We start from the raw sequence: 12,054 nt of genomic DNA, 5'->3' as shown, positions 1-12,054 counted from the left end.
CCAGCCTAATTTGTCAGCCTAAATCAGCACCAATGTTTTATTCGTTCCTATGAGTTTAGATGCAATTCAAACATTTGTTCAAAAAATAACTTAAATCCATAAAAGACAGTGCCAAATAGCAATCTTACTGGAAGATTAGCACCGATGTGACGCGCTAAAGATGAAGGTATAAAAACACAAAAGAGGATAAGAGCGCTTAGCGAGAGCCCTTAAAGATAGAGCGTAGCCAGACAGTGATCTGAGACTTGATAAACGAACTTAATCAATGGATCTGTTGAACGGAGCTGGTGGAAGAATGTTATGGTGAATTGGTATAAAAGATATCATTCAAGAAGGTTACTGAGCCTGTCATATAGTCATATCACAGGCCCAGCGTTTAACGATTAAAGACTGACACCAAAGACAAAATCAGCCAGCAGCATGAAGAGCCCAAAGGCCACAATGATCGCGACAATGTTGAGTAAGAAGCCCGCCCGCACCATATCGCGAAGCTCCATCAACTCATAGGAGAATACAATGGCATTCGGCGGTGTCGCTACCGGCATCATAAAGGCCATTGAAGCGCCTAGCGCCACCGGTACGCAGAGTATCAGTGGATCCAAACCTAAGCCCACAGCGACCGCCGCAAGAATAGGCAAAAAGGTCGCTGTCGAGGCGGTATTCGAGGTAATTTCAGTGAGGTAAACAATCGCCACCGTCACTAGCAGTACCAGCACCATGGTGCTCACTTCGATGCCGGCAACCGTATTACCAATCCACTCAGCTAGACCAGTGCCTTTAAAACCACTCGCCAAGGCCAAACCGCCGCCGAACAACAGTAGCACCCCCCAAGGTACGTGACGCGCCGCTTCCCAATCCAAGGCGAACTCGCCTCTCTTACGAGAAATAGGCACGGCAAATAAAACCAACGCAGCCAACAACGCAATAATCGTGTCATTCAGTGGTAAGCCAGTCAGCTCAACAATAAACTTGCGGAAAATCCAACCTAACGCGGCCGCTAAAAAGACCACCGCCACCAACTTCTCACCACGGGACATAATACCCAGCGCAGAGAGTTCACGGTGAACCACAGCACTCGGATCGTCAATCGCAATTTGATGTGATGGGAACAACACCCGTGTCAGTAATAACCAGGCAATCGGCAGCATAATCACGACCACCGGCACACCTAACAACATCCAATCAAAAAAGCTGATTTCGATGTTATAAGTATTTTGTAGGAAGCTCGCCAACAACGCATTCGGCGGTGTACCAATCAATGTCCCCACACCACCGATTGAGGCGCTATAGGCGATTGCGAGCATCAGTGCCACACCGAAATTACGTACCACTTTTTTATCATCGGTTTGCTGCGCAACAAAGTCGATCACCGACAGGCCCACCGCAAACATCATAATGGTGGTCGCCGTATTAGAGATCCACATAGAGAGGAACGCCGTCGCCAACATAAACCCGAGAATAATACGTGACGGCGAGGTCCCGATCATGCTGACAATTTTCAACGCAATACGGCGGTGTAGCCCTACATGCTGCATCGCGGCCGCCAGTAAAAAGCCACCGAGAAACAAAAAAATCAACGGGTGACCATAATTAGCCGCCACCGGTTTAATTTTATCAATGCTAAACAAGGGCATCAGCACTAACGGTAAGAGTGCGGTCGCAGGAATAGGCACCGCCTCCGTTAACCACCAGATCACCATCCATGATGCCATAGCCACTAAATGCCAGGCCTCAATCGGCATACCCTCTGGGGCGGAACACATCAGGATGATCGCCGCCACCAAGGGACCACCGATCAAGCCGAAAAGCCGCAGCCCCGTTACCGGTAGAACCGACACCTCGTCTTGGTCTTTGTAGTCAGGATCACGACGATCCCCTGGGGCCAGAAAATCTCCGTCATGGGCATGAACGTTCTTTTCTTTATTAGACATCGGTACTTCTCTCTGAATGTATTGATTTTCAAACGGTTTTAACTAAATTCTAAGCGTTCATTCAAGTGCAAGGGATAACCCAAGGCGGCGATTATACACGCCGTTTGGCCGCAATAAAGCTATCCACCAGCTTAGCGTAATAATACAACAGATTAAGTCAGCAATAAGACCGCTAACAGCGGAAAAAATCGGCTAAATAGCCACAATTATTATCTAAATAACAATTTATTGATCTCGCACGATAACCATGAACAGCAAGGTCTTCATTGACAACGGCCTATCAGCCGGCGATAGCACCACGCACCCCCTCAATAAGCATCTGTACACCGATCACCGCTAACATCAACCCCATCAAGCGAGACACCACTTTAATCGCATTCTGGCCTAGATAACGCGCCAGCCATTCACCCCCAACAAAGGCGCTGTAGGTCAGCACACACATCATTGCAAACGCCGCCAGCACCGTCGAGATTTCGAGCACGGTGGATTGCGCAGCAAAATTCATCGCGGTGGCGATAGTCCCCGGCCCTGCTAGTACCGGAATACCCAAAGGGGTAATGGCAATATCGACCACCGAATCGACACTCTTTTCATTATCTCGATGGGTCGGCGTATGGATACTCGAGCGCTCCCCTTGCAACATATGATAGCCAATCAACCCGATCATCATGCCGCCGGCAATCCGAAAGGCTGGCAGCGTAATACCAAACATCAAAAAGATTTCACGCCCGCCAATGGCAAACACCGAGACAATAATAAAAGCGACCACCACCGAGCGCAGCGCAATCATCCGCCGCATGCGCTGATCAACATCTTCGGTCAAACCAATAAACAGAGTTGAATTGGCAATCGGATTCATGATCGCGAAAAACGCCATAAACACGGTAAAGAAATGTACTGCAATATTATCCATATAGCTTAACGCCTCCCTACACAGGCATATAAATTCAGCTGTATCTTATCGATTAATGCGTTTAAACGTGAGGCTAAAGCGTAAAAAGAAAGGAAATATATGGGGCGAACAACAAGACGAGTCAATCGGCGAGGCGATTGATCAGACAATAAAAAACACCAGCACCCGGATTAATGGTACTGGTGTTGTACATCACTCAACTTAAAGCGCAGCTTGGAAGATCGCTGCCACTTCCGCATGGCTCAGTTTGCGCGGGTTGGTCAGACAGCAAACATCTTTCTGAGCATTCACCACCATGGTGTCTATATCTTCGCTCTTCACACCCAGCTCGCCCAAGGTACGAGGGATACCAACATCTTCACCTAGCGTTTCAATTGCATCAATCGCTAGCAGCGCCGCATCCCGTTCAGACAGGCCATCGGTCACTTCACCCAGAGCATCGGCAATATCCGCAAAGCGTTCGGTCGCGGCGATCATATTTACTCGGCATACATGTGGTAACAGCAAAGCATTACACACGCCATGTGGCAGGTTATACATACCACCCAGTTGGTGGGCCATCGCGTGCACATAGCCTAGGCTCGCATTATTGAATGCCATCCCCGCGAGGTATTCCGCGTAAGCCATCTTATCTCGAGCCACCATATCATCACCACGAGCAACCGCGTTGCGCAGATACTTACCAATCAAGCGGATCGCTTGCATCGCACAAGCATCGGTAATGGGTGTTGCCGCCGTAGAAACATAGGCTTCGACCGCATGAGTCAGCGCATCCATGCCTGTTGCTGCGGTCAGTGCCGGTGGCATATCGACCATCAGAGCAGGATCATTAATGGCAACATCGGGCGTTACTCGCCAATCAACAATCGCCATTTTCACATGATTAGAAGTGTTGGTAATAATGGTGAAGCGCGTCATTTCACTGGCAGTACCTGCAGTGGTATTGACCGCGATGTAAGGTGGTAATGGCGCTGTCGCCTGATCTAAACCTTCGTAATCATGGATAGTGCCGCCGCTAGAAGCCACCAGCCCGATACCTTTACAACAATCGTGTGCGCTACCGCCCCCTAAAGAGATCAGCATGTCACAATCATTCTCTTGATAAATCGCCACGCCATCAGCCACGTTAGTGTCCGTTGGGTTAGGTACGGTGTCATCATAAACCACACTGGCAATATCTTCACTCTGTAACAACTCGGTCAAGCGCGCCGTATAGCCCAACGACGTCATACCTTTGTCCGCCACAACCAGCGGTTTTTTACCGCCTAGCATTTTTACCCGCTCAGGCAGTTTACTAAAACAGCCTTCGCCCATTAGGGATACATTGGGAACAAAAAATTCATGAATAGCCATATTAAAACAATCCCTTTATCGAAAAATAAAATATAAAAACCACTTCGAGAAACTAACTATAGTCCAAGGTTGCCCATTATTTGTTGATCTGGACCATGTAACACGCAAAAAATCTGCCGTCTTGTTATGGCAACCCAAAACGCCACTTGCCAGCCCTTTTATAGGCCAGCAAGCGGCAGTATTTTTAGCCTGTTTTACACTCTAATCATTCACACGATCAATGCTAACTTAGCGCATCTGGAACAGTTCTTGATGATAGTGTTTGGCGGATAATCCTTGCGCCAAAAAATCTTTTCGCAGCGAGAAACCAAAACCAGACGGGCCGCAAAACCACACGCTGGCAGACGACCACTCGGGCACTGTTTGACAGATTCGATTACAATCCAAACGGCCATCTCTACCGCTCACCAGCACATGCAGTTTAACGCCCGCCGCTTCTGCATCCGCGGTCAGTTTTTCGATCACCGACTGATCATAATCGGCGGTGCAATGAAACAGGTCAATCGGCTTATCGCCGGGGGTTTTAGCCAGCTCTTTAAGACGCGCCACAAATGGCGTAATACCGATACCGGCACCGACCCAAATCTGCCGTGGCTGAGGATCACCAAAATCGAAACAACCATAGGGGCCTTCAACGGTCACCGGCATCTCAGTTTTTAGCGTCTCCCGCAAACGACTAGTATGATCGCCCAGTGCTTTAGTGATAAACACTATATGACCATCATCCTGATCCCAAGCCGAAGCAATGGTATAGGGGTGAGCCCCCTCTTTGCGGTTGGATGTGACAAAAGCAAACTGACCAGCGCGATGACCCGCCCATCCCTGCTTCATCAACACACTCACCTCAAGCACTCGCAGATCATCGTAGTAGGTTAAACCATCAATAGCCCCTTGCGCTTTGCGGCCCTTACCTATCTGCCCTGTCAATGCGAGCACCGCCGCAATACTGCCGCCAGCTAACAACAATGCCATCACCCAGCCCACAGGCTGCAACCAATAATCAAATTCGATTAAGATTAACGCATGGTAAGCCAACACCAGATAAGCAATAGAGATCAGTTGGTGAGTTTTAATAAACAGATGATAAGGAAAGCGTTTAATTAATGCCAACAAGATCAACGCTACCGCTGCGTAAAACGCCCACTCGCCGACCGACTCGGCAAAACCTCGCTGACTGCGAAACAGGTCTTCAATAAAGCCCAGTGTTTCAGTACCACGCGGACCTCTCTCCGGCTTTTCTAACCAGCCCCAGCCAACCATCCACTTAGTGCCCTGAGCCATCCACCAGTGAACCACTGAGACCACCAGCGCGGTAATCCCGAGCCACTTATGCAAGCGGTACATCTTATCTAACCCATCCAGATGGGGTTCAAGCCATTTCGGCCGCAGCGCTAACATCATGGCAATGCTCATCACACCGATGGCGATAACACCACTGTATTGCACAAACACATGACGAAAACTGAAATAGGTGAACGGTTCTGGAAGCAAGCTATCAGCCAACAGCCATACCGCAGTCAATATCAACAACAACGCAACAAAGAAAATTTTAATCTGTTTCATGATCGATCGTCTTCAGTAAATTCCATTTAAAACACCGGACCGAGGGCACCGTTACATACCCGGCAAACAAAGAGGCGACCGACACCAGACGTGGTCACCTGCTCAAATCCGGAACCCTATTCTACACAGCCCATCACGACACAAATAAGCCCTTTCATGTAAGGTTATGTAAAGTTTTGCTAAGGCGGATAACACCTTAAGTACTATAAGAAGAAAACACTCTGCCCGCATTGATGCACAACAAGAGTCAACGTGGTCGGTGACTGGCACTTAACTGGCATTTAAAACACTTGGAACAGGCCCTGAAATAACGGCTTGATAAAAACGCAGATATTCATCCCGATATTGAGCAGCAAGGTTATGCAATAATAAAAGGGTTCTGCTTTAAGGTCTGCACGGCCAAATCGATAAAACGGCGGGTTTTCGCATTAACCCGACGACCTTCCATATGAATGATGTTTACGGATAAAGGCTCCTCTTCATACTGGGTTAACACACATTTTCAATGTACCTTTATCCAGCTCTTCACCCGCCTGATAAGACATTAAACGGGTAATGCCATGGCCCAATAATGCGGCCGTTATTCAGCATGACAAGCAATGGGCATCATCCGTCCTATTTCCAGAGACATACGATCCTCCTTGCCTCTGATACTCACCTTAACATTGCTATAGAGGAAGCCCGACGCAGTGGGCTCCTGTCGTAACTCAATCGCCTGATTATCACGAATAAGTACCGCCCGAGATTGTTGCGGATAGAAATGAACCATCGCGCTACCTCGCTCACATTGATATGAAACTTCATGGAAATGCTGTGAATTAGGCAACAAGGGCGTATTCGTGCAGCCAACCATTAGCCATGAAATAACCCCCCCGCTAACCACCTTAAAACAACGCTTCATTAATGCTTTCCTTATAACAAACGTAATAACACGGCGAGCAGTAATACCCTAAAATCTAGAATCATTTTCGCAAGGCCGGCCATCATGATCTCCATCCATCTTCGTGTTAGGACAGTTGTTGATGAAGAATACCGCCTCAGCTTTGGAGTGCATTTGGCTGCAATACTGCCGGCCATCACATCTAAATCGATGCGTGATATTAGACGCCGCTGCAGTGCCATGCGTGGGTTTGGCAGAATGCCCACCTAAGTGGACGACATTAACCGATGAAGATGCATCGCGCTCACTGATAAAAGCACAGACGATAAGGATGAGAAATCCAAACAGCTGTAATTTGAATGCGCCTTTCGCCTCTTGCCAATGAAAAAACAAATAAAAGATGGAAAAAGGCCAAAGAAACAAAACAGCTAATCCCCACAGAATGCTGGTTCTGAAAGCCGCAATGATTAAGCCTATTGACCCAATAATGGCTATAAGGAGGCCGAGATAAAACCCTAGCTCTGTCATACGATGTCCTTTTGTATGCGCTATAAATAATGAAGGCCGCGGGCGAAGAAGGCATTAAGCGTGAACGCTGCCTGTTCATCAGCCGATTGACCGGCCGATATTCTAACCGAAAATAATGATCGTTGGCCTGCTACGTATAAATTTCTCTGCAAAACTGGCCGATATAAATGCTATTGGATCATCGTCGTTAGAAGAGAAGATTGCCGATAGGCCACAGCGATACTGCCTACCGACTGACATGAAGGCGGGGTAACAAGAGATGCTGCAAGTTTAAACAAACACCTCAAAGGCCGTATCGACCACCAGATTGATAAAGCCTTTACGGAATTTTTCTAATTTAATCAGCGAGAGACCGGCTTGACGAAGCGCAAACATTTCGGCCAGCGCCTTTTTAGCATTGACGAGATCACTAAAGTCCTCCTCGTTGATATCACCGTCGGCAAGTAACTTCGTCCAGCGTTTCAGATCATCTTTTGCTTTATCAATAAATGTCTCGGCATCCTGTTTCGCTTGAGCTTCATAACCATCAAAGGTCTCTTTTGCTAATACTGCGGCATTGTCTTTTAACGCCGCTAAAAAATCATCGAAATCAGCCATGATTAGGTGCTCCTCTTACGCTGCAGTCTGTCGCTTCATTCTTATTGGCTTCTAAGCAAATGATCTCGTCAAATGCATCCGCCGCTAACGCCTTATATTCTTGAATAAGAATGTTAGAAAGGGTTCCACGCTCCTGCCAGCGTTTAAAGAATTTACCTAAAAGATCACCTTCGGGGTCTTTAAGTATCTCCCACTGTCTAGCCGATAACCGACTACCGGGCACCCCTTTGACAAATTCATACGCCATTTCTGCTTTAAGCTTAATCGCATCGATCGCCGCTTCATTGTCCACATAGGGTGTATTCGCTTTACTTAGAACGGTTAAAACTTCAGCTTTCAGAGAAGTGGCGTTCTCATAGGCCGCAGGACTATGAGGGCCAATAAGCGGTGTACAGCCATATAACATCAGCAGTAACAATATTGCGTAGACCCTTGCACGATATGTTTGATTCATTCGTTTCTCCCTAACTTATGAAATTGAAACGCAACATGTTGATCATCGTGTCAGCATGCTCACTATTGTCCAGGCAGGATAGTCTGTTATCTCACGACACTGGAGTATGGGATCAAAGTCTGAATAATAACGCTTCACTCTTGCTCACAAGCTGATCCACTATCCAACAATGTAGTCCAAAAGAGTCCACTCCGCCCGCTAACTATTAGCTTGGACAGGCAGTTCTCAACTGGGTAAATGTAAGCAAGATTTTCTTCAATCAGAGGAACGCTCTGGCTGGGCGTTAATCGGATTGACTGTGAAATCCTTATAACTCGGTATAGCGCCCCCTACGGCTCTTGCCGATAGAATCGGCTAAGCAGCCGGTACACTTCAGGCATATGTGTCTTCACACTATGAGGGTCTTCAAAAAAGGTTTCGCTACAGACGGCAAAAAATTCAGCCGGGCTTGTTAAAGCATAATCATCTAAGGGAAGTGGACGGTGCTTTTTATAATCATGCTGTAAACGATCCCAAGCCGCGGTAAAAATATCATGCCACTCACCTGCACTCATATCAGGATGCATCGGTGGTGCGCCATTAGCACCATCACGTAGCATGTCTAGCTTGTGAGCTAATTCATGTATGACGACATTACTCGCTTTACTCTGTCGAGTATGCACACCGCTTTCACACACTGATTGCCAAGATAAAATAACGGGCCCTCTAAGCCATGCTTCGCCGCTCAACCCAGGGCTTTGAGCATGCACGACCCCATCATCAGTGCGATAAGGACGATTGGGGACAAAGTCTCCCTCATATAAAATAAGGGTATGCCAGTGATCGTACCAATCCAAACCTAAATGCAGAATCGGAACGCAGGCCATCGTAGCAATTTTTAAACACATCTCACGGTTAAATTGGAATTCTGCACCTGATTCAAACTGCTTTCGAACCAGAAAACGAAAGCTCATCTTTCGCAAGACCTCTCGCTCTGCACCTCGATAGCGCGCCATCACAGGCCAATCCGCAATAGCCGATTCCCACTCTTGCTCAGTAAAGCCCATTTTTATAACGCGCCGGTTTTCCAACCAGTTGTAAAATCGTTTAAACATGACGGACTCGTTTCTTATCTATATTGTCTGGGACAGGCACTGCAATATTAATGAGCTTTCTATAACAAACCGTCTACGATTAACATGATCGACGACGTGACACCCTGACGGTATCAACGCCATCTTATTAATAGTCGCTTAACTGACTAATGCTCTCTTCGCTTTTGCAGTTAACTGAATAGCCCGATCGCACGCATGTGCTAGCTCAATGCCCTTTTTTATAAAATGACGCGAGAAATAGTCTTTATGTTCATCATGTTCATGAAAGTGATGAGGCGTAAGTACCGCCGTTAAAACCGGCACCTCTGTTTCTAATTGAACTTGCATTAAGCCACTACAGACAGCTTGCGCCACAAAGTCATGACGATAAATACCGCCATCGACCACCAAGCCACTGCATGCAATCGCTGCATACTGACCACTTTTTGCCAGCAGTTTCGCTTGTAGTGGGATTTCAAAGGCACCGGGTACCGCAATCACCTCAATCAGTGATGTATCATAACCGCGCGAGGTTAACTCTTGTTTAAATCCATTCAAACAATTAAGAACGATCTCTTCATGCCAAGTCGCATGTAGAAAAGCAATTCGTTGTGTTGCAGGAATGAAATTCGTTGAGCTCTGATTCATTATAAAAACCCATAAATAAAAGGTGAATCAGGGCGAACGGACAGGAAAATACGGCATATAGCACGACAACTAAGCCACTAATAATAAGCGGCTCAGTTAGATATTTTATCTGACACGTTCCCTATCATCCGGACTATAACCGTCGGCTCTGGAGTCACACCAGATCTGCTGACCCTAAAAGAACAATCTTAAAGGCGCTCGCGGGCTTAGAAATAATTCTTTACCGCCGGTGGGGAGTTTCACCCCGCCCCGAGAACGAAATCGAAATAATTCGACGGCAGCGAATATACGTGTTTTTACTGCATATTGTCAAAGCCGCGAATAAGAGAACGGACAGTCATAACAAACAGAACAAACAGGGACAGGCACGGCATCTTAATACCGAAGATTCGCAGAATTAGCTTCCTATCCAAAAAAATAGATCGATAAATACACAATAGTTATCTGTGAAAATTATTTAAGTAAACAGATTTGCCAAAATGGGAGAAATCGTTAAACTGAGCGCCACTTTATCTATGCGGAACTGATTGTCATGCCAATGCTTATTGCCGTCACCTTTTTGTGGGCGTTTTCCTTCAGCTTGATCGGGGTGTATCTAGCGGGGCAAGTCGATGCGTGGTTTTCTGTATTAATGCGCGTCGCACTCGCTACCATCATTTTCTTGCCCTTTTTAAAACTGCGTCAAATCCAGCCAAAAGTTGCTCTACAACTTATGGTCTGTGGCGCGTTCCAGCTCGGCATCATGTACGGTTTTTATTACCAATCGTTTCTGTACCTTTCCGTACCCGAAGTTTTGTTGTTCACCGTCATGACCCCCATCTACATCACCCTACTAAATGACCTACTGGATCGCCGACTCAATATTGGCTTCATCATCAGTGCATTACTCGCGGTTATCGGTGCAGTTGCTATTCGCTACCAAGGTATCGACGAAGGCTTTTTAAAGGGACTCTTTATCGTTCAAGGCGCAAATTTATGTTTCGCCGCCGGCCAAGTAGGTTATAAACGCATTATTGCCAAAGAGCGTCCCGACCTACCACAGCGCACAGTATTTGGTTGGTTCTTTATGGGAGCATTGGCCGTGGTTATCCCTTGTTACCTATTACTCGGTAATCCAGAGAAACTGCCAACGACCACACTGCAATGGTCTATTTTGACATATCTTGGTGTCGTTGCATCTGGGCTGGGATATTTTGCTTGGAATAAGGGCGCCACACAGGTTAACGTCGGCACACTGGCGGTCGCTAATAACTTATTGATCCCAGCAGGCATCTTGGTCAACGTGATCTTTTGGAACCGTGATGCAGATATTATCCGTCTTGCAATCGGCGGTGGGATTATCTTACTCGCCCTAATTGTGAATGATAAATTCAACCAACGAATTCAACGAGCCAAAGCAACTTAAACCACTTACTCTAGCCTACAACCCTCTCATAACATTGAGTGCCTGTCCTTGGTCCAGCAAAACAGCAAAAGGACAGGCACTCCTTAATTGACAACCCAGACATCCAATTCTAAGCTCAAAATCAGCATTGATTCACACATCGTTAAAAGGACTTTACCGATGACTCGACCTCGACAGGAACTCGTATCTCTTCAAGACACACCCTATTATCATGTCGTCTCCCGCTGCGTGCGCCGTTCATATCTATGCGGTGTTGATCCTATTTCCGGTAAAGATTATCAACACCGGCGTCAATGGATCGAAGATCGTATCCGGATTCTATCCTCTCTTTTTGCGATTGATGTTTGTGCCTATGCGGTGATGTCTAACCACCATCACCTGGTCGTGAAAATATGCCCTGATCAAGCCGAGTCCTGGACGGATACTGATGTTGCAAGCCGTTGGACTAGTTTATTCAAAGGCCCACTACTGGTACGTAAGTGGATGTCTGGTGAGCCTTTAAGCGCTTCAGAAGCAGAAACCGTTAGTCGTATCATCTCGGTTTATCGTAAGCGGTTGAGCAGCCTTAGTTGGTTTATGAAATGCTTAAATGAACCCATTGCCCGACAAGCCAATCAGGAAGACCAATGCACCGGCCATTTCTGGGAATCACGTTTCAAATCCCAGGCCTTATTAAGTGAAGAAGCACTGCTATCCTGCATGGCCTATG

Annotated in this window: 11 protein-coding genes, 1 pseudogene and 1 riboswitch; of the genes and pseudogenes, 2 read left to right on the top strand and 10 right to left on the bottom strand. The window is 46.9% G+C overall.

What is annotated here, in order from left to right; all coding sequences use genetic code 11:
* Positions 1 to 383 precede the first annotated feature (383 nt).
* The 10 genes from ACN0T0_RS06060 to ACN0T0_RS06015 form a co-directional block, all read right to left on the bottom strand.
* Entirely contained in the window at positions 384 to 1,931 is a 1,548-nt protein-coding gene (locus ACN0T0_RS06060; RefSeq protein WP_417224233.1) for an SLC13 family permease, read from the bottom strand.
* Positions 1,932 to 2,211: 280 nt separating this feature from the next.
* Positions 2,212 to 2,844 (bottom strand): MarC family protein, encoded by a 633-nt coding sequence (locus ACN0T0_RS06055; RefSeq protein WP_417224231.1) that lies wholly within the window; start codon positions 2,842 to 2,844, stop codon positions 2,212 to 2,214.
* Positions 2,845 to 3,045: 201 nt separating this feature from the next.
* Positions 3,046 to 4,197: an iron-containing alcohol dehydrogenase gene (locus tag ACN0T0_RS06050; protein ID WP_417224230.1), complete on the bottom strand. Its 1,152-nt coding sequence runs from the start codon at positions 4,195 to 4,197 to the stop codon at positions 3,046 to 3,048.
* Positions 4,198 to 4,425: 228 nt separating this feature from the next.
* Positions 4,426 to 5,760 (bottom strand): ferric reductase-like transmembrane domain-containing protein, encoded by a 1,335-nt coding sequence (locus ACN0T0_RS06045; protein ID WP_417224228.1) that lies wholly within the window; start codon positions 5,758 to 5,760, stop codon positions 4,426 to 4,428.
* A gap of 580 nt (positions 5,761 to 6,340) precedes the next feature.
* Complete coding sequence (locus tag ACN0T0_RS06040; RefSeq protein ID WP_417224226.1) at positions 6,341 to 6,661, bottom strand: MliC family protein; 321 nt, start codon at positions 6,659 to 6,661, stop codon at positions 6,341 to 6,343.
* A gap of 48 nt (positions 6,662 to 6,709) precedes the next feature.
* On the bottom strand, positions 6,710 to 7,168 hold the full coding sequence (locus tag ACN0T0_RS06035; protein WP_417224225.1) for an excalibur calcium-binding domain-containing protein: 459 nt from the start codon (positions 7,166 to 7,168) through the stop codon (positions 6,710 to 6,712).
* Between the two features lie 270 nt (positions 7,169 to 7,438).
* On the bottom strand, positions 7,439 to 7,765 hold the full coding sequence (locus ACN0T0_RS06030; protein WP_417224223.1) for a hypothetical protein: 327 nt from the start codon (positions 7,763 to 7,765) through the stop codon (positions 7,439 to 7,441).
* Positions 7,758 to 8,219, bottom strand: coding sequence for a hypothetical protein (locus tag ACN0T0_RS06025; protein ID WP_417224221.1), 462 nt, complete (start codon positions 8,217 to 8,219; stop codon positions 7,758 to 7,760). Before ACN0T0_RS06025 ends, ACN0T0_RS06030 begins: the two co-directional genes overlap by 8 nt.
* 329 nt (positions 8,220 to 8,548) lie before the next feature.
* On the bottom strand, positions 8,549 to 9,313 hold the full coding sequence (locus tag ACN0T0_RS06020) for a zinc-dependent peptidase (RefSeq protein WP_417224219.1): 765 nt from the start codon (positions 9,311 to 9,313) through the stop codon (positions 8,549 to 8,551).
* 138 nt (positions 9,314 to 9,451) lie between these two features.
* On the bottom strand, positions 9,452 to 9,940 hold the full coding sequence (locus ACN0T0_RS06015) for a 6,7-dimethyl-8-ribityllumazine synthase (RefSeq protein WP_417224217.1): 489 nt from the start codon (positions 9,938 to 9,940) through the stop codon (positions 9,452 to 9,454).
* Between the two features lie 112 nt (positions 9,941 to 10,052).
* Positions 10,053 to 10,201, bottom strand: a riboswitch (FMN riboswitch).
* A 271-nt stretch (positions 10,202 to 10,472) separates the two neighbouring features.
* Here ACN0T0_RS06015 and ACN0T0_RS06010 point away from each other — a divergent pair.
* The gene (locus tag ACN0T0_RS06010; protein WP_417224215.1) at positions 10,473 to 11,345 is read left to right on the top strand and encodes a carboxylate/amino acid/amine transporter; all 873 of its coding nucleotides are present in this window, start codon (positions 10,473 to 10,475) and stop codon (positions 11,343 to 11,345) included.
* Positions 11,346 to 11,504: 159 nt separating this feature from the next.
* Positions 11,505 to 12,054 (top strand): annotated as a pseudogene (locus ACN0T0_RS06005) (transposase); the annotation flags it as partial.

It is taken from the genome of Amphritea sp. (assembly GCF_048266285.1).
GTDB lineage: Bacteria > Pseudomonadota > Gammaproteobacteria > Pseudomonadales > Balneatricaceae > Amphritea.
The sequence above is the reverse complement of the archived record's forward strand: the minus strand, read 5'-3'. Positions and strand labels throughout refer to the sequence as shown.